The organism is Desemzia sp. AGC72 (assembly GCF_057334175.1).
Map to the genome: position 1 here is coordinate 97,136 of NZ_JBHFIG010000002.1, position 17,303 is coordinate 114,438.

30 protein-coding genes are annotated in these 17,303 nt (G+C 35.8%); 25 read left to right on the forward strand and 5 right to left on the reverse strand.

Going from position 1 to position 17,303, the window contains the following annotated elements; all coding sequences use genetic code 11:
- Positions 1-119: 119 nt before the first annotated feature.
- Complete coding sequence (locus ACE025_RS01965) at positions 120-740, forward strand: ATPase, T2SS/T4P/T4SS family (protein ID WP_485936933.1); 621 nt, start codon at positions 120-122, stop codon at positions 738-740.
- On the opposite strand, the gene ACE025_RS01970 is transcribed toward ACE025_RS01965, so the two are convergent.
- The 4 genes from ACE025_RS01970 to ACE025_RS01985 all read right to left on the reverse strand — a co-directional run bounded on the left by ACE025_RS01970 (position 727) and on the right by ACE025_RS01985 (position 3,182).
- Entirely contained in the window at positions 727-1,848 is a 1,122-nt protein-coding gene (locus ACE025_RS01970) for a tyrosine-type recombinase/integrase (protein WP_485936935.1), read from the reverse strand. The two genes, ACE025_RS01965 and ACE025_RS01970, sit on opposite strands and share 14 nt — an antisense overlap.
- A gap of 110 nt (positions 1,849-1,958) precedes the next feature.
- The gene (locus ACE025_RS01975) at positions 1,959-2,405 is read right to left on the reverse strand and encodes an SHOCT domain-containing protein (protein WP_485936937.1); all 447 of its coding nucleotides are present in this window, start codon (positions 2,403-2,405) and stop codon (positions 1,959-1,961) included.
- An 87-nt stretch (positions 2,406-2,492) separates the two neighbouring features.
- The gene (locus tag ACE025_RS01980; RefSeq protein ID WP_485936939.1) at positions 2,493-2,837 is read right to left on the reverse strand and encodes an ImmA/IrrE family metallo-endopeptidase; all 345 of its coding nucleotides are present in this window, start codon (positions 2,835-2,837) and stop codon (positions 2,493-2,495) included.
- Positions 2,838-2,855: 18 nt separating this feature from the next.
- Positions 2,856-3,182: a helix-turn-helix domain-containing protein gene (locus tag ACE025_RS01985; protein WP_485936941.1), complete on the reverse strand. Its 327-nt coding sequence runs from the start codon at positions 3,180-3,182 to the stop codon at positions 2,856-2,858.
- A gap of 282 nt (positions 3,183-3,464) precedes the next feature.
- Here ACE025_RS01985 and ACE025_RS01990 point away from each other — a divergent pair, with 282 nt between their 5' ends.
- From ACE025_RS01990 to ACE025_RS02015, 6 genes are all read left to right on the forward strand, one after another.
- A complete protein-coding gene (locus tag ACE025_RS01990) occupies positions 3,465-3,647 on the forward strand; it encodes a helix-turn-helix domain-containing protein (protein WP_485936943.1) in 183 nt (60 codons plus the stop codon).
- 11 nt (positions 3,648-3,658) lie between these two features.
- On the forward strand, positions 3,659-4,372 hold the full coding sequence (locus ACE025_RS01995; protein WP_485936945.1) for a Rha family transcriptional regulator: 714 nt from the start codon (positions 3,659-3,661) through the stop codon (positions 4,370-4,372).
- A gap of 2 nt (positions 4,373-4,374) precedes the next feature.
- Positions 4,375-4,674, forward strand: a complete 300-nt coding sequence (locus tag ACE025_RS02000; protein ID WP_485936947.1) for a hypothetical protein — start codon at positions 4,375-4,377, stop codon at positions 4,672-4,674.
- 214 nt (positions 4,675-4,888) lie between these two features.
- Entirely contained in the window at positions 4,889-5,038 is a 150-nt protein-coding gene (locus tag ACE025_RS02005; RefSeq protein ID WP_485936949.1) for a hypothetical protein, read from the forward strand.
- Positions 5,035-5,328 (forward strand): hypothetical protein, encoded by a 294-nt coding sequence (locus tag ACE025_RS02010; protein WP_485936951.1) that lies wholly within the window; start codon positions 5,035-5,037, stop codon positions 5,326-5,328. Before ACE025_RS02005 ends, ACE025_RS02010 begins: the two co-directional genes overlap by 4 nt.
- 71 nt (positions 5,329-5,399) lie before the next feature.
- Positions 5,400-7,352 carry an AAA family ATPase gene (locus ACE025_RS02015; RefSeq protein WP_485936953.1) on the forward strand — a complete coding sequence of 651 codons (1,953 nt, stop codon included), beginning with the start codon at positions 5,400-5,402 and terminating at the stop codon, positions 7,350-7,352.
- Here the strand turns inward: ACE025_RS02015 and ACE025_RS02020 are convergent.
- On the reverse strand, positions 7,330-7,797 hold the full coding sequence (locus ACE025_RS02020) for a hypothetical protein (RefSeq protein WP_485936955.1): 468 nt from the start codon (positions 7,795-7,797) through the stop codon (positions 7,330-7,332). The two genes, ACE025_RS02015 and ACE025_RS02020, sit on opposite strands and share 23 nt — an antisense overlap.
- 66 nt (positions 7,798-7,863) lie before the next feature.
- Here ACE025_RS02020 and ACE025_RS02025 point away from each other — a divergent pair, with 66 nt between their 5' ends.
- From ACE025_RS02025 to ACE025_RS02110, 18 genes are all read left to right on the forward strand, one after another.
- Positions 7,864-8,802 carry a recombinase RecT gene (locus ACE025_RS02025; protein ID WP_485936957.1) on the forward strand — a complete coding sequence of 313 codons (939 nt, stop codon included), beginning with the start codon at positions 7,864-7,866 and terminating at the stop codon, positions 8,800-8,802.
- Between the two features lie 29 nt (positions 8,803-8,831).
- Positions 8,832-9,503 carry an MBL fold metallo-hydrolase gene (locus tag ACE025_RS02030; RefSeq protein WP_485936959.1) on the forward strand — a complete coding sequence of 224 codons (672 nt, stop codon included), beginning with the start codon at positions 8,832-8,834 and terminating at the stop codon, positions 9,501-9,503.
- Positions 9,504-9,517: 14 nt separating this feature from the next.
- A complete protein-coding gene (locus ACE025_RS02035) occupies positions 9,518-10,261 on the forward strand; it encodes a conserved phage C-terminal domain-containing protein (protein WP_485936961.1) in 744 nt (247 codons plus the stop codon).
- On the forward strand, positions 10,242-11,060 hold the full coding sequence (locus tag ACE025_RS02040) for an ATP-binding protein (RefSeq protein ID WP_485936963.1): 819 nt from the start codon (positions 10,242-10,244) through the stop codon (positions 11,058-11,060). The genes ACE025_RS02035 and ACE025_RS02040 overlap by 20 nt, the downstream gene beginning before the upstream one ends.
- Before the next feature lie 11 nt (positions 11,061-11,071).
- On the forward strand, positions 11,072-11,263 hold the full coding sequence (locus ACE025_RS02045; RefSeq protein WP_485936965.1) for a hypothetical protein: 192 nt from the start codon (positions 11,072-11,074) through the stop codon (positions 11,261-11,263).
- Between the two features lie 22 nt (positions 11,264-11,285).
- The gene (locus ACE025_RS02050; RefSeq protein WP_485936967.1) at positions 11,286-11,687 is read left to right on the forward strand and encodes a RusA family crossover junction endodeoxyribonuclease; all 402 of its coding nucleotides are present in this window, start codon (positions 11,286-11,288) and stop codon (positions 11,685-11,687) included.
- A 12-nt stretch (positions 11,688-11,699) separates the two neighbouring features.
- On the forward strand, positions 11,700-11,903 hold the full coding sequence (locus ACE025_RS02055; protein ID WP_485936969.1) for a hypothetical protein: 204 nt from the start codon (positions 11,700-11,702) through the stop codon (positions 11,901-11,903).
- Complete coding sequence (locus ACE025_RS02060; protein ID WP_485936971.1) at positions 11,903-12,112, forward strand: DUF7736 domain-containing protein; 210 nt, start codon at positions 11,903-11,905, stop codon at positions 12,110-12,112. The genes ACE025_RS02055 and ACE025_RS02060 overlap by 1 nt, the downstream gene beginning before the upstream one ends.
- Position 12,113: 1 nt before the next feature.
- Entirely contained in the window at positions 12,114-12,662 is a 549-nt protein-coding gene (locus ACE025_RS02065; RefSeq protein WP_485936973.1) for an RNA polymerase sigma factor sigma-70 region 4 domain-containing protein, read from the forward strand.
- A gap of 38 nt (positions 12,663-12,700) precedes the next feature.
- Positions 12,701-13,003, forward strand: a complete 303-nt coding sequence (locus tag ACE025_RS02070; protein WP_485936975.1) for a hypothetical protein — start codon at positions 12,701-12,703, stop codon at positions 13,001-13,003.
- A 5-nt stretch (positions 13,004-13,008) separates the two neighbouring features.
- Entirely contained in the window at positions 13,009-13,413 is a 405-nt protein-coding gene (locus ACE025_RS02075; RefSeq protein ID WP_485936977.1) for a Cas9 inhibitor AcrIIA9 family protein, read from the forward strand.
- The gene (locus ACE025_RS02080) at positions 13,410-14,738 is read left to right on the forward strand and encodes a PcfJ domain-containing protein (RefSeq protein ID WP_485936978.1); all 1,329 of its coding nucleotides are present in this window, start codon (positions 13,410-13,412) and stop codon (positions 14,736-14,738) included. The genes ACE025_RS02075 and ACE025_RS02080 overlap by 4 nt, the downstream gene beginning before the upstream one ends.
- The gene (locus ACE025_RS02085) at positions 14,735-15,025 is read left to right on the forward strand and encodes a hypothetical protein (protein ID WP_485936980.1); all 291 of its coding nucleotides are present in this window, start codon (positions 14,735-14,737) and stop codon (positions 15,023-15,025) included. Before ACE025_RS02080 ends, ACE025_RS02085 begins: the two co-directional genes overlap by 4 nt.
- Positions 15,022-15,501: a single-stranded DNA-binding protein gene (ssb, locus tag ACE025_RS02090; RefSeq protein WP_485936982.1), complete on the forward strand. Its 480-nt coding sequence runs from the start codon at positions 15,022-15,024 to the stop codon at positions 15,499-15,501. Before ACE025_RS02085 ends, ssb begins: the two co-directional genes overlap by 4 nt.
- Before the next feature lie 19 nt (positions 15,502-15,520).
- Positions 15,521-15,922 (forward strand): hypothetical protein, encoded by a 402-nt coding sequence (locus ACE025_RS02095; protein ID WP_485936984.1) that lies wholly within the window; start codon positions 15,521-15,523, stop codon positions 15,920-15,922.
- 139 nt (positions 15,923-16,061) lie between these two features.
- Complete coding sequence (locus ACE025_RS02100) at positions 16,062-16,358, forward strand: hypothetical protein (protein ID WP_485936986.1); 297 nt, start codon at positions 16,062-16,064, stop codon at positions 16,356-16,358.
- Positions 16,358-16,738, forward strand: coding sequence for an HNH endonuclease (locus ACE025_RS02105; protein ID WP_485936987.1), 381 nt, complete (start codon positions 16,358-16,360; stop codon positions 16,736-16,738). Before ACE025_RS02100 ends, ACE025_RS02105 begins: the two co-directional genes overlap by 1 nt.
- A 107-nt stretch (positions 16,739-16,845) precedes the next feature.
- On the forward strand, positions 16,846-17,283 hold the full coding sequence (locus ACE025_RS02110) for a P27 family phage terminase small subunit (RefSeq protein WP_485936989.1): 438 nt from the start codon (positions 16,846-16,848) through the stop codon (positions 17,281-17,283).
- Positions 17,284-17,303 lie beyond the last annotated feature (20 nt).

Genomic DNA, 17,303 nt, shown 5'->3' on the forward strand with positions numbered 1-17,303 from the left:
CGATTTAAGAGTGATAAAGCTTTTTTGTTTTTTTAAACGAGAGCAGTTAAAAAGAGCATATATTACAGTATCAAATATTAACAGAACAACAACTAAAACCGGATAGGGGTGGAAGAACAGTGGAAGTAGAAGAATTTGCTTCTCGTATGGTAGGAAAAGCCCATTTTACAGGAGTCAGTGATATACATATCTTGCCAGAAGGAGACAAAATATTTTTGATTTACTTCAGGATCGGAGGCAATATGGTGCTCCATAAATCAATTGAAAAAGAGGAAGGAGAAAGGCTGATATCTTACTTTAAATACATTTCAAATATGGATGTAGGAGAGAGGAGAAAGCCGCAAAGCGGTTCTGCAAATCTGGAAAATGACTATGGGGTATGTGCCTTACGTTTCTCGATCATCACAAATTTTCGAGCTCAAGAAACAATGGTCATCAGGCTATTGAGTCAAGCGAAGATCCAACCCCTTCGTACGACCACATTTTTTCAAAAAGAGGTACAGGACATTGAACGACTAGCCAAATACAAAAGCGGCTTATTGTTATTTTCTGGTCCCGTTGGTTCAGGGAAGACTACTACAATGTATCAACTGATAAGAGAAAGTTCCCGAATGCAGAAACAACAAGTCATTACCGTCGAAGAATTTGTATATAGCACAAATACTTGGTGTATCAACTGTTTATGGGATTACAATTTTGCTAAGGGGCAGAAAAGGGGCAAAGTGGTTATAAAGATATAGAAAAATCGTTAATCGCATTCTGTAAATCTGTGTCCATTTTCTCAGTAAAGTGAGCATAAACTTTTTGAATCATGTTGGTGTCTGCATGGCCCACATGTTTTGCAATTAAAGCCAATTCTGTACCTTGTTCAATCATTAATGTAATGAACGTGTGTCTGAATATATGAGTGGTTACATGTTTGTTTGGAATATCAACATATTTTCCAAGGAGCTCATTTGTATAACTATTTGTAAAAGGTTCACTGTGATAATTGACAAATAAATGACGTTGAGTTTTGTTCAGGCTATGCTGCATAACTTTTAATTTAGTGTATTGTATTTGTTCTTTCAACAAAATAGCTGTCTCATCATTAAAATAAATAGTCCGAGGTTTCCCATCTTTTGTAGGTTGAAATATTTTTTTCCGGTGATACCAGGTACGCTCTATAAGAATCGACTTTTCTTTGAAGTTAATGTGTTTCGTGTAGTCAAGTCCAATCATTTCCCCATAACGCATACCTGTATAGGTCTGGATTAAGCACATTCTAGCTAATTCTCCGTATCCTTTTTCTTCTAATTGGTCGACTACTTTCTTTAATTCATTTCTTTCCAGATACTTAAACTCATCTTTCTCGGTTACGTTAATTTTAGGTATTTCGATTCCGTTTAAAAGCTCTCTATCGGACAATTGTCCGTACTTAAGCCCGAATCTGATTATATTACGTATAGATCCAACCATTCCTCTAACAGTATCGTAACTATAGCCTGCATTCAACAAGTTTAAAATTGCCGTGTTTATATGGGCCACCTTTAGCTTATCTAGTAGGATGTCGCCAATATCTCTATTAATCACTAACATATATGAAACACGACTGTTGAAAGTAGAAGATCTAACTTGTTTTTCATATACAGTTAACCATTTTTCTGTGAGTGTTCTGAAATTTATATCTTTGCTAGATTTTTTTAATTTTGTATCGATTTTATTTTGCAGCATAAGAAACATTTCTTTTTCTACGCGATTATTTTTCTTTGTATGAGTGATAGAAACTTTTTTTTGTTTGCCTGTCAACGGATCCGTATAGCGTTCAACATATTTGAATTTTCCGTTATTTAATTCCTCAATCCACATGAACAAAACCTCCTAATTTATGCTACAATAGGACATAGAAAAGGGACCTATTGTAGGTTATTTCATTTGAACACTCCTTCGCTTTGGTCGGTGAGGGGAGTGTTCTTTTTTTACTTCAAAAGTTCTTTTTTCTTTAATTCGAATTCATCTTGAGTAATGATATCCATGTCTAGAAGCTCTTTATATTCTTTGAGCATTTTTATTGAAGATGATTCGGAGTCCGTAACTTTGCTTTCTCTTAGCTTAGTTTCAACATAATTTCTTATTTCATTTATCATATCTTGCTCATTTTTATTAAAAACAATCGCATTAGCACCTTGATCCATAGAACGAACGACGCCAACTATGTTAGTCCTAGGAATGCTGAATTGAATAAATCCTTTTTTCAACAGAGCAGGTTCTTGATACTTAATACCTAGGATCTGGTTAAAAAAAACTTTATTTTCACCACGCATGGATTTATGTATCTTTAAATCATTCTTTCCCCTTACAAAAACAATTGATTCGTCATCTAAAATGACTTTTAACTTATTTTCTTTAAAACGATATTCTTTCAATGTAATCCTCCTCACAAAGTGATATTATGAATATAAGCACAGAAGAATTATGCTCTAATTACTGTTCGCCGCAGTGATTAGGGCTTTTTATTTTAACTTGCATTCCCATCCAATACCCAGTTTGAAATTTTCTAGCACGCTGGAATAATCAAAGTGACCATCCGACTCATCAATCAAGTAATTCATCATAAAGTAATTGGCTTCATTTTCCATTTTAGATCTAAATACAGGCTTATCATATAGAGCAGAAAAATCTTCATGATTTAAAGCATGGCCTAACTCATGAAGAATAACTTCTTTTTGTTTTTCCTCGTCTAAACTTTCGTTAACAAACATTGTCTTTAAATAATGATTGTAATATCCATTCTTTTTCAAACTCAACAATACGAGTTCGATTCCATTCTCTATAAGCAAACCATAGAAATTGTCCATATATACATAGGTACCTCCTTACTTGTTGCTGAATCTTCCAATGAGATAAGCACGAATAGCTTCTCTGTCGCTATCAGTCATAGGCTGGCCATCAAAACTCATCGTATTGTCTAAGATTTCATCTAAATCCAAATTCTTAGGCAACGTTTGTTCAACTTCTTTCCCACGTAAGTATTCTACAGTGACACCAAAGTAATCAGCGACTTTTTCTACTTTATCAAACCCTGGAGAAGTTGTTTCCCATCTTCTTATAGTCCCGTTTCCGTAACCTAAATCTTCCTCTAACTTCCGTATAGAGATGTTTTTCTCTTTAGCTAATAATTTTATTTTTTCGTATAATCCCACTTATATCAACCTTTCAACAGCTCAAAGAAAAAGAATTTATACAAATATGCTACAAAGTGGTTGACGTGTAGATTATTTGCATATATACTATGTCCATAAGCTAATTAATTCAGCTAATAAGCAACATGAAACGAGCTACCAAACTACGTTCCCCAACGTAATAACAGCGTCATCAAAGGCTTATTTAACTATGCCTTGATTGTAGCATATATGTATAAACGTGTAAACAATTAGCTGATGAAATTAGCTTATTTTCTCTAATAATTTTTAAGGAGTGACGAAATGAGTAAAGATTTAGCTTTAAAAGTGAAAGTCAAATTGGTAGAGAAAGACTTGACCATGGCTAAGTTAGCAAAGGAACTGGGAATGTCAGCAGCTTATCTGTCAGATATTATCAACGGGAAAAAAGATGGGCCTAAAGCGCAAGAACATATCAAAAGAATCAAAAAAATACTAAATATTTAGGAGGATAAAAAATGACAAATTTAGTAATCATGAAAGACAGCCAAGCAGTAACGACAAGCTTGCAAGTAGCCGAAGGTTTCGATAAACAACACAAAAATGTAATTCAAGCCATCGAGGAAAAAATTCAATCGGCTGAAAATTCAGCTCATTACAAAACAATGTTTGTAGAAGACGTTTATCAAGATTCACGTAATAGAGATCAAAAAATATACTATATGAATCGAGATGGTTTCGCTTTTATCGCAATGGGATTCACGGGTAGAAAAGCAGATGAATTCAAATTGAAATACATTCAAGCGTTCAACCAAATGGAAAACCACATTAAAGATGCTCGGTTAATGAGTCCTGAAGATATCATGATCGCAACGTTAGAAGCACAAAAAGAATTCAAAGCTAACCTTAGACTAGTTCAAGATGACGTCGCTGATTTGAAACAAGAAATCAACTTAAGTCGTCTCCAAAAGTCTCATCTTTCTAAATTAGTAAGAGCGAACGCTATGGCAGCGGTTGGCGGTAATAAGTCAAACGCCTACAAGAAACTCTATAGAGTCGCTATTTCAGAACATTGGAGAGAAATAAAAAACTACTTTGATGTTGCCAGCTATGAAGAGATTCCTAAACTAAGATTTGATGATGCGATGGATGTAGCTGGAATGTGGAATCCTTCAATCGAATTAGCTTACGAAATTAAACGATTGAATAGCCAAGTGGAACTGGAGGTGTAGATATGGAGGTCTTGCAAGCTAAAACCAAAACTCAACAATACGCATTCACAAAAGATGTAGGGAGAATATTTGGTTATAAGGACCCTGTTAAATTGCTTAAGAGTTTTAGAGATTATGCAGATGGACATCCTAATGTCTTTAGACCGTATAAGCCCTATATAAAAAATAGAGGTATGGACACATTATACGACATCATATGTTTTGCATATTATTTCGAAAACAGAGATTTGCTTGAATCAGAAACAAGAAGCGTCTCTTTCAAAAATGAGTTACCTCGATTGAAAGAGGTGTATCAATCATGAGCGAACCAACAAAAGAACTCCTCTTGTCAGTCAGTAATGCGATCACAACTTATAGGAAAGGGTGGAAGAAATGAAAATCTATTTTATGAACCTTTTTGATTTAGAGGAAGGAGAGATTGAGCCAAAAGATTTTGTAGTTGCAGGAGGTAGCTTACTTCTAGCAATGGTATTTATTTTTTTACCACTGTTTATATGATGAAAGGAGGTTTTGACAATGGAAATGAACGCGAAAGAAGAAAAAGCATTTAAGGAATTAAAATCCGATTTATACAACTATCCAGAAATGATCATGATCACAGTTTCAAGAAAAGATTTAGAGTTGGTTATCAATTGTTTAGAAAAAGAAAAGGAGAGAAAAAAATGAGACAAACACGAATAGAAATTGAATCGACCAAAGAAGAAGCGTTGGAGCACTTTCACGAAATTATCAAGAGCTACGATCCAGAGGTAGATAGTTTAGTAGTTATCAAAATCTCTGGTCCTTTAGAAAAATCAGAAACAGCTGTAGCCAGCAATATCAACTCTGACCATTTACTTGCTTATGAGAACGCTACGAGCGCTGTATTCGAAAATGCTTTGAAAGAAATCGCCGAAAAGAATCCGCTCAAAGCTGCTTTGATTGCTGGACTGTATTTAAACCAAAAAAATGACTGATGCGCCAACATCAGCCAAAACCAAATATTAAATTCAACGTGATTATAACACAATCACAGAAAGGATAAAACATGAAGAACATCAGAATTAATCGTATCACTTACGAAAATTTCAAAGGTATCAAAAGTTTCGTGTTAGATCTAAACGGTAAGGATGCAAATGTTTCAGCTAGAAACGCTATTGGAAAAACTACTTTGTTTGACGGCTTCTATTGGCTGCTATTCGGAAAAGACTCAGCTGAGAACAGTAAGTTCGATGTAAAGCCCTTTGACGAAAACGGTAATGAGATTTTAGGTAAAGAACCAATCGTTGAAGCAGAATTAGCCATTGATCATAAGACAGTCACTTTGAGACGCGAACTAAAAGAAGTTTGGTCCACTATCAAAGGTCGACTCGAGAAAGAACGTAAGTCGGATAAAACGAAATACTACATCGACGGTGTGCCAGTCAAGACTCAAAAAGAGTATCAAGAATTTATCGCTTCGATTGTTGATGAGAATATTTTCAAACTGTTGACCAACCCTTTTGCTTTTAACGGACTACATTGGTCAGACAGACGTGACATCTTAATGAGCTTAGTTGAGGATGTGTCTATTGATGATGTCATTGAAGCAAACGATGAGCTAGAAGGGTTGAAAGAAATTTTGGAGGGACGTTCTCCAGAAGATCAAAAAGCTATCGTCAAAAGCAAAATGAAAGATATCAAAAAAGACATTGATGGTCTAACTGTTCGTTTTGATGAAGCTGAAAGAGCTATTCCAGATACTGCAGGCTTAGATGAATCAGCTTTAAATGCTCAATTAAAAAGTAAGACTGCTGAGTATGACAAACTGCAGACTGAAGCAGCTGAAATCAAAAATGGTGGAGCAATTGCTAAGTTTCAACAACAGATTGATGGGATCAAACACAAAATCAATGAAGGTAAGCTCCAGTTTTCTCAAAGTAATCAATTAGCTGTCTCTAGCTTTGTAGATGATTTGGAATGGACCAAGTCTAAATTGAGAGCAGCGAACGACAACGCCGAAGATTACAAATACAATATCCAACGCTTAGAAAAACATATCTCAAATATTAAAAACGAAAAAGCGAATTTACTCGATCAGTATCACAGAGAAAATGCTGTGACGTTTGACGAACACAGAACTACTTGCGCTATGTGTGGCCAAGATTTACCAGAAGATCAAATCAGCTCTATGAAGAATACTTTCAATAAAGATAAATCTGAAAAAGTGGCGAAGATTTTAGAAGACGGAAAAACCAAGGCGACAGAAATTCAAATTGCTGAAAAACAATTAAGCGATATGAAAGAAGAATTGGTTTGCATTGAAAAAGAAAAAGAAAAGTATCAAGGTCTGGCCAATAATTTGGAAGCTGAGATTGAGAAGGTTAGAGCAGGAAACCAAAAATATGAAGATTCAGATGAGTATCAAGAATACGTTCAACAAGGTTTGGACCTTCAGGAAAAGATCACTACGGAGCAAGAAAGCAAGAGAACTCTCCTGGAAGACATTGCAGAAAACCAAATCGAATTAACTAAAGCAATCGACGAAATCAAGCAATCTCTTTCTCTCATCGATTTGGCCAAGAGACAAAATGATCGTTTAACAGAGTTGAAAAGTCTGCATAAGAAAATGGTAGATAATTACAATTCTCTTCAAGGTCAAGAATTCATGTTGGATGAATTTACTAGAAGTCGTGTCCAACTCCTGGAGGAACAAATCAATCAACAGTTCAAGTATGCCAAATTCAAGTTGTTCCAGCTGCAGAAAAATGGCGGCATCGATGAAGTATGCGAGGCTACTTTTAACGGAATAGCTTATACAAATAACTTGAACAACGCTGCACGGATCAATGTTGGATTAGACATCATCAACACTCTTTCGAATCACTACCAGGTATCAGCTCCGATTTTTGTAGACAATGCGGAGTCAGTAAATGAATTGATTGAGACACAAGCACAGGTGGTTAGCTTAGTAGTTTCATTAGCTCCAAAACTTTTAGTTAAGACATTTCAATCTTATTAAACCAAGGATAAAGTAATGCAATTAAGGATATTACTGTGACAAATAAACCGAATTGAGCTTCGTTTAAGGTGGTCAGCAAAGAAAGGGTTAAACATGATGTTAAAAGAAAAATGAATGTCTTTTTGCTATAAATTATTACCTTTTTTCTATCCTTTATAAGAAAAACAAAGCTCAAACCAAATAGCATATACAAAAACAAAAAAATTGCTGTCCAAATCATCAAAGAATTTACAACATGAATTAATTCGATTTTTGCTAATTCAAATAAAACTGATTCAGAAGATATACTTTTTATCATCACATTTAGTATTGATTTACTGATTAATAGGATAGCGTAACCAGAGATACAAATGAAATATATATATAAACCATACCCCACAACACTCCCTATTAAGATACTGAAAAAATTCAATATTTTATTTTTAATACTACTTTTTCTATTCAAAAAATACACCTCCATCAATAAAAGATTATCTCAAATTTAATAAAGAAAAGAAAGAAGGAATTTAAAATGGCAAACAATCAATTAGTAGCACAACAGAAACAAATCGCGGACAGCGTAGAACACAAGGTGGCGGAATTTGTGAAAGGTGGCCAACTTGATTTACCAGCTGATTACTCTCCAGGTAATGCAATGCGATCAGCTTGGTTGAAATTACAGGAGGTCCAAACAAAAGACTACAAGCCAGCACTTGAAGTAGCAACAAAAGATAGTGTGGCAAATGCATTGCTATCGATGGTAGTGCAAGGATTGAATCCAGAAAAGAACCAAGGCTACTTCATCATGTACGGTAGCAAATTAACATTCCAACGTTCTTACTTCGGAACAATGGCCGTTACTAAACGAGTGACAGGAGCAAAAGATATTGTCGGACAAGTTATCTATGAAGGTGATGACGTGACTTACGACATGGTCAACGGAAAAATTAAAGACTTGGTCCACAAACAAAAATTCGGAAATATCAACAAAGATAAAATCATTGGTGCCTATGCAACTATTGTGATGCCGAATCCAGAAGACAACTATATCGAGTTGATGACTTTTGAAGAAATTCTTGCTGCATGGTCTCAATCTAAAATGTGGGGCAAAGATCAAAAAGCACCTAAAGCAGGCAGCACTCATGACAAGTTCGCTCAAGAAATGGCTAAGAAAACAGTGATCAATCGTGCATGTAAAAACTTCATCAACAGTTCAGATGACAGCAGCGTAGTATCTGAGTTTTTCAATCGACAAAGCGGCGACATCAAAGAAGCAGAAGTAGCTGAAGAAATTGAAGAGAAAGCGAACACAGAATACTTCGATGCTGAGTATGCAGAAGTTGATGAAGGAGCTGGCCAAACGTTTGATGGTGATGCCCGAACGTTTGATGAACGTGTTGCAAGTGGCGAATTCAAGAAAAAAGAACCAGTTCAAGAACAAAAAGAATCTTCTTCATCTGATCCGTTTTGATTGAAATAAAAAGCTTCGGTTCTGGGAGTTTGGGAAATGGCTATCTAATCGATGATGGCCATTCTCAAATCTTGATAGAATGCGGCATTAAATTTGAACTGGTCAAGCGCAAAATGAAGTTCAATCTATCAAGAGTAGCAGGTATGTGCATTAGTCATGAACATCTGGACCACTCAAGAGAACTGAAGAAAGTATTAGACACTACTTCAATCGAAATATTTGGGTCAAACGGTACGCTAAATGCTTTAAACGTTCCAAAATATCGAGCAAACGTACTTGAAATAGGTAAAAGCGTACAAATTGGAACATGGAAGGTCGCAGCATTTGATGTTCAACATGATGCTGCAGAACCAACTGGATTTCTCTTTGAAAATCAATTAGGTGAAAGATTGCTTTTTGTGACAGATACCTACTACGTCAAATACAAATTCAAAGGTATCACTCACATGATGATTGAAGCCAATTACTCCCTAGAAGTGATACGTCAAAAGGCAGCAGCTCATGAAATAGAACCATTTTTGAAGAACCGTATTTTAAAGAGTCATTTCGAGTTAGAAAACAGCAAAGAGTTTATCAAAGTAAATATGAGTGATCAATTGAAAGAAATCTGGTTGCTCCACTTATCGGATTCAAATAGTGATGAAGAAATGTTTAAACGTGAGGTTCAAGAATTAACTGGTGTTCCAGTGTATATAGCTTAGTAGGAGGTGGCATCTTGAGCGGAGGTTGGATAAAACTCCATAGAAAAATTATTGATGATCCAGTTTTCCAAAATGAGAAGTTGCTCAAGGTTTGGCTTTACTGCCTCCTTAAAGCTTCTCACAAAGAACACGAGTCATTAGTCGGAATGCAGCCGGTAACAGTTAAACCAGGGGAATTTGTCTTCGGTAGAAAGAAGGCAGCAGCTGAGTTAAACATGAAAGAGTCCACTGTGTGGGACCGCATGAAGCTGTTGGAAAAGCTTGGAAATATTGACATCAAGAGTAACAACAAATTTAGTGTCGTAAACGTTGTTAACTGGGCGAAATATCAAGATAAAGAACCTGAAGTCCAACAACAAGACCAACAACAAACCGACAACAAACCAACAACAAACCAACAACAAACCGACACAAACAAGAATGTTAAGAAGGGTAAGAATGTAAAGAATGATAAGAATATAAATATATATAGTTCAATCATTCAATATTTGAATCAGAAAGCAGGAACAAGTTTTAAAGCATCCAGCAAAGCAACTCAACGTTTGATAGATGCCAGATTGAATGAAGAGTTTTCTGTTGATGATTTTAAAAAGGTCATTGATAACAAAGTGACAGATGCGAATAACCCTAAAGATTTGTTTGATGCGAAATATCTTCGACCACAAACTTTATTCGGAACTAAATTCGAAGGGTATTTGAATCAGAAACCTAAATACCAACCAAGAGAGGGGAATAAAAATGGGTGGCCTGAATTTTGATTTACTGCAACAGCTGAGAGAAACCGATCTTGTATGTGAGCTGCATCATAAACCAATGATTCAAATTAGTGAGAACAGCACTCCTTTTTGTATTAATTGTGCTCAGGAAAGATTAAACGAGAAAAACAAGAACATCATCGAGAAAAAAACTGATTCTCATATAAAAAATTCTACGTATGGATGGTTAAGTGATTTGTCTTTGCTTGCTGATGAAACAATCAGAGGCGCTACTTTTGCAACTTACCAAGAAGATGAACCAGAAACAGCTGTAAATAAAAAAAGAGCCCGATTGATTGCCAAAGCTTATCTCGATGGACAAGTGTTCAATACCATCATGAGCGGATCACCAGGAACTGGAAAGAGTCATCTATCCATGTCTATCCTTCAAGCAGTAAATGATAACAGCGATCCTTATCGAAGATGCCTCTTCGTTTCAGTAGATGAGTTGATGCGAAGAATCAAAGACAGCTTCAGCAATCGGAGTGCTGGTTATACTGAACAGAATTTAGTAGAACGTTTAGGTAAAGCGGATTTATTGGTACTAGACGACTTAGGAGCGGAAACAGGGGCTATCAGTAGCGAAAAGACGGCTACCGACTTTACTACTCGAACCCTTTACGCAGTGATCAATGCTCGAATGAACAAACCAACAATCATTACCACAAACTTAACTAGTTCGGAATTAAACCGTATGTATGATCAAAAGTTATTGAGTCGAATGTATCGAGGAGCTAAAGCAGCAGATAGCGTGATTACATTTAAAAATACTGAAGACAAGCGGTCAGGTCTAGTCTTCTAGGAGGAATTGAAATGGAAAAATGCAACCATCCGAATTGTGTGAATGGAGTCATGCATGAAGAACTGTTTCATGGAGTAATAGTGATGAAAAGATGTGACTATTGCATCCATGATGAGCAATCAATCAAAGAGCATATTGCAGAAATTAGAGCTCAAAGAAAAGAGTTAGAAAAACAATTCAGTGGGGTGCTTTATGGAAATTAAAATCATAGTACCTGGTGATCCAGTGCCGCAGGGTCGGCCCAAGTTTACAACCAAGCCATTTGTCAGAGCATACGATCCACCAAAGTCTGCGGCTTACAAAAAACTCGTTGCTAGACACGCAAAGAAGCATCAACCATCAGAATTGTTGAGTGGAGAGTTGGAAGTAGAAATACTTATATTTAAAGAATCGCTTAAGTCATTTAGTAAAAAGAATGCAGCGCTAGCGGAGAGTGGATTGTTAAGACCAACGACCAAGCCAGATGCTGATAACTATGCTAAAGGACCACTGGATGCATTAAAAGGAATAATCTGGAAAGATGACGGTCAAGTTGTTGATTTGATTGCTCGAAAATATTATTCAGCGGATCCACGGGTTGAGATTACTGTTCGAACGTTGGACACGGAACAGATTGAATTACTTTAGGGAGGTAATGTCATGAACGAAAACCAAAATATATTATTAGAATGGTGGAAGTCACTACCACTTTTCCCAATTAGTGCAGTGGCTCTGATCGAAGTCAGTAGGAATGTTCCTGCAGAAGTAAAGACTGCTTATGATGATTTGGGTAAAGAAGAGGAAGTAGAACTTTTAAAAGTCTATGCTGACTGGGTATTGAGTGAATTAGAGGTGGAAGAGTGATGAATAAACGAGAAGCACAAGTATTCACAGCACAAACTGGAATCTTATTTGGAAAATTCGAATGGTTCCATCAATATGCTGAAGAAATAATAGGGAGACCTGTTTGGACACATGAGTTTGCAGATCCTGAAATTTGGAAACAACTAAAAGAATTATCGGAAAAAGAATTTATGGAAATCAACCAAAAAACAATATTGGAGGAAAAATAACATGGCAAAAACAGTAGAATTTAGACCAATCATCAAGGCGGTAAAAATGAATAGCGGTGAAAAACAAGAAGTGGTGTTAACCATCGATAATGGATCATTAAACGGTAAATTTGAAAGCTTATCTCAATTAATTGGTGAAGCAGTAAATGTGGTCATCCAACCAAGCATGATTTCATACCGTATCCCATTTGATCGCCAAACAGATGAACCTCAAATCAAATATGTATACGACAATAAAAAAGGCGAAGTTGTTGAACATCGAGAAGAGCAACTGTCACTTGAAAACATGGAACAAAATGCTTACTTCAAAGATTTTGTTATCGAACGTGATGTAGTTGATCAATACATTTTGAAAGCTCCATTACTAACATTACCTGGTCATATTGAATTGAATCCAAGAGAGATTCTCGATTTATTGCAAGACGAAATGACGTATGAAGAAATCGCTGAAGAAATGGAAGTCAAAGAAGCGGCTGTTGTTACCAGCTTAGAAAAAGCCAGAATGCACTTTGCACCTTATGCTGCAGCATGGAACCAGATTAAAGAGTAGTAGCATTGCTACTCTTTTCATTACTAGGAGGTATAAAGATGGGTAGACACAAACAAGTTGAGCAAACACTGAGTTCAAAAAGAACCCTCGATAATAAGTTGTCAAAACAGCTGCATATGTTCTTCGAAAAAACTGGGCTAACTCCGAATGGAAAAAGAAAAGATTTAGGTTACGGGATAGCTCAATGGGCACATGATCGTAAAATTCATAGGTTCTTTCTTATCACTCAAAAAGGAACCATTTATCTCTATAAAGGTAAGTCTTGGAAGAAAGTCATCTATGAAGCTGCTGAAATCAGTGATGCGATTAAAGAAGCTGATGAAAATGAAGGTTGGGGGTAGTATAAATGAACGAAACTAAACAAAAAGCTCTAGAAAAGATGCTCGATGAAATGAATGGTGACCACGCTGGTGCTGAAGATGCTATTCATAATTGGCTATGTGATCAAAACGATGAACAGTTATTTGAAGGCATCTTGAAAAAAGGGCGCTCCATCAAAGGTGCAATGAAATATTGTATATCAGAAGCCTCAACGCAGAAGTCGGGTAACGCTGCAATGGTTGATGATCAAACGGTTTTTTCTTGGGTAAGAGAATACTTTACTGCTGAAAAAGAGCCCGAAATAGTCGCAGATGTTGCTGCTGAAGTAACGACATCTGCTTCAAAACCTGTCAAAAAAGTTAAGAAAAAAGCGAAGTCCCAAAATCCGGTTTCAGAAGGGGAGCAATTGAGTTTGCTGGATATGTTATGAAAGAGCCAAAATATTACTTTGATCATCATTTGGTACCACCAAAAGCGTTTTTTGAATGGTGTTATTACTATATGCCCACGTATGAATGGAGCAACAAGAAAGAAACAATTATTGCTTCTGATAGAAAACATGATTTTACTACTAAAAAGAGATTAGCAAAAAATTCCAACTTAACTTTTTTTGACTGTAAAAAGAACTTTATGATCATTTTGTCTACTAGCAAGAGAATCGAATTGCAGACGTATCAAGTTTGGTCTAGTTTTGAAAAGGGCAAACAGATACTCAAGCATGCATTAATTAACTTAGAACAACTTAGTGAAAACAAGCATATAAAAGTAAGTCACGAATACTCGACTTATAAGTTTGGACTAGCTCAATTAAATAATATGTTCAGCTATTACATTCCTGATTTGTATCCAAATAACTGGAGAGATAGGTTGGCTAAAGTTTCAGAACTTAGATATTTGAAGTTATGGAACTTTTATCCTGAACATATTCCGACTATTTATAAATATCGCAAAGAAATTGAATTTGCTCAAAAGATAAAAGCTAATCAGCTGGCAATGGATATTGGTGAACACAAAGAAAGTGTTGATATGAGGGTCGTTACGAAAAGCTGGTTAAAGAAACACAAGCTGTTTTTGAGTCATTCTTCTCTAGGGATGAAAGAAGTGAAATTAAAGGAAGCTATTGAACAACGTGGCGGCAAGTTCGTTCCTGGTATTGAAGAGTACCTATCTGAACGTGAGATCCATTTAGTACCAACAGAAATAGGAATCGTAAAATTCCAAAACTATTTAATCAAGCAGCAAACATCATTTTCCTACTACGAAGATTATCTCTCGATGCTGAAAGATTTGAACATTCCTTTAACTAAGTCAACATTACTACCCAAGAATATTCGAGAGGCTCATGATAAAGCTGTAGAAAGCTTAAATTCGCTGAAAAGAGAAGTAGTAAGAAAAGGATATCAAGAACGAGCAACATCTTTAGCGAATATTGAGATAACAGTTGAGAACTATTCTTTCCTTCTTCCGAAAACAGCTGACGATTTAGTGAAAGAAGGTCAAATTCTCCATCACTGTGTAGGAGGAAGCAACTACATCGATGGTCATGCTGAAGGAAGAACTACGATTGTTTTTATCCGAAAAAACGAAGCAATTGATCAACCGTATTTCACTTTGGAGCTTAAAGACAAACGAATCATTCAAATAAGAGGGAAGCATAATCAAAATCCTCCAGAAGAAGTAGAACATGCCACTGGTAAATGGTTGGAATGGGTGAATAACGGTGGTAAAAAAATATTGAAAGCAGGTGCAGCATGAAAAAGCGCACAAAAAGAAAAATACACAAGCGAATCATTAGAAAGTTAATCAGTGGTCAATCGTTGTCTGGCTTCGATAAAAAATACCATGAAAGCATGGTTAGGAAAGTCTATGTTGAAAATGCTACAAAAATAAAATCTGCTGCTGGTTTTTCTTACCAACGTAAATTGATTGATGATATCCGCGAAATTCCAAGTACTGAACCACTTGTTTGGTTTCCTAAATTTGGAAATCCTAGCAAGTGGGAACGAGTAAAAAGTAAAGTGAAAGGGTGGTTCGGAAAATGATTAACAACGTTGTATTAGTTGGAAGACTGACTAAAGATGCAGATTTAAGATATACATCAAACGGAACTGCAGTTGCATCCTTTACAGTTGCATTGAATCGTTCCTTCAAGAAAGACAACGAGGAGCAGAAAGCAGACTTCATTAATTGCGTTGCCTGGAGAAAGACTGCTGAAGCATTGGCCAACTTCACTAGCAAAGGTTCACTCATTGGAGTAGAGGGACAAATACAAACGAGATCATACGAGAACAAAGAAGGTCAAAGAGTATACGTTACTGAAGTGAATGCTAAAGAAGTGAAGTTCCTAGAAAGTAAAAAAACAGGGGTACAAGACGATTTAGTAAGTTCACAGACAAATACTCAAAGTTCTAATTCAAATCAAAACTACGCAAGGAATCAAAGCCAGAATGCAAGTCAAGATCCTTTTGATTCTAGTGGTCAAGTAGTAGACATCTCGGATGATGACTTACCATTCTGATTTTAATTAAACAAAGGTGGTGGTTAACATCAAGTATGAATGGTTGCTGGAGTACCAGGAATTGGACGAGCAAATATATCTTTTGAAGTGGAAGATAAAGAAGTCAGAACTAGAATTGAGTAGATGGGTTGAAGGCGACTTAGCTAAAATCAAACTTGAAAAAGATTCTTTAGCTTCTAATCTAGAAAAGAATATTGAACGTGACAAAGAGTTACTTAATGAAAAACAAAAAGCTATGGAGTCGTTAATGGAAATGGTTAATCGATTCAAAGGGTTGGATAACCAAATATTGAAAATGAAATACATTGATAGAATGACTCTTAAAGATATATCAATTGAATTGAATTACAGTTACTCATATATCATGACTAGACATTCTCATCTAGTAAAAGTGATAAAGATTTATGAATCAATAACGTAATTCTACTTTTTAACTAAGCAGAGTTAAAACAATTTTGTTAGGAAAATGTACTATATATTAATAACATACCAAATCGACAAAAGAGCAGCTGCAGAAATGTAGTTGCTCTTTTGCTATTACAAAAAAGGAGAGATTGATTATGAGAGCAAAAATCAGAACAACAGGTGCAGGCACTGAATATTGGGATAACATAGAAAAAAGAACCGTCTTCGTTCCTAATGGATCTAAACCGAACTTTGAAGTAACCGATGAGTATGAGTCATTGATCCATAAAGAAGAAAAGAAAGTAGTCGAGAATGAACCTGATCTTGAAAGAATGAATCTCAAAGAGTTAAAAGAACATGCTGCATCCTTAGAGATTGAGTTGCCTAATGAAGCAAAGACTAAAGATCAAATCAAGTCGGTTATAAAAAGCGAAGAAACAGATGAAGAATAATGAAGTATTGTGACTTCAACGGCTGCAGCAACAAGATGGCTAAGGGAGCTTATTGTCCTGAGCATAAACGGTCTAAGAAATCATCCAGGGCTAAACGTAAGAAGAAAGAAATCTATCATCACGAGAATAAAAGCTTTTATAATTCTGGTCCATGGAAAAGTATGAGGGAATATATCTACGAAAGAGACAAAGGTTGTTGCAGTAGATGTGGCAAGTTCGTCTTTGGTAAGTCAGCTCATGTCCATCACAAAGTGCCAGTCAAAGATAATCCTTTGCTGAAGTTAGACCCAATTAATTTAACATTACTTTGTCCAACATGTCATACGATTGAAGAAAATAAAGATAAAAAGGAAAAAGTTTTTCCCAGCTATTTCGGATAGCCCCCCTACCAAAAATATTTTTTTTTCGTCAAGGGAAGATAGGTAGCAAGGGTGTCATTTCACGCGCTAGGAAGAATTTCAAAAAAAGAAAGGGGGGTGTGTAAAAAATGAGCACGAAAAAGCAGCGTCAAGCGATCGTGGCAAAAAAAACTGCTGAAGAAAAAAAGCGTATTTTAGATATTATGCGCAAGGCAGATATTTACACACTCACTCTGGATCCTTTGATTGAATCTTATTTAGATATCTATGAAATTTATCAAACAATGTTTATTGAATGGAAAGATAAGGGGTTTCCAACAACGCAAAGGCACACAAATAAAGCCGGAGCAACAAATAATTCTAAGCATCCTTTGGCCCAACAAGTTGAATCGTGGTCAGATAAAAAAACCAAAGCTTTAGACTTACTTGGTTTAACTAATAAAGGAAAAGTTGGCAAAATGATTACTGGTGGTTCTTCTGTCAATAAAGATGATGAGATGGAGAAACCTAAAGTAGTAGTCAATGAATTAGAAGCACATAGAATTAAATGGAGAAATCAGAGATAAATATTGGTATAATCAAAGAA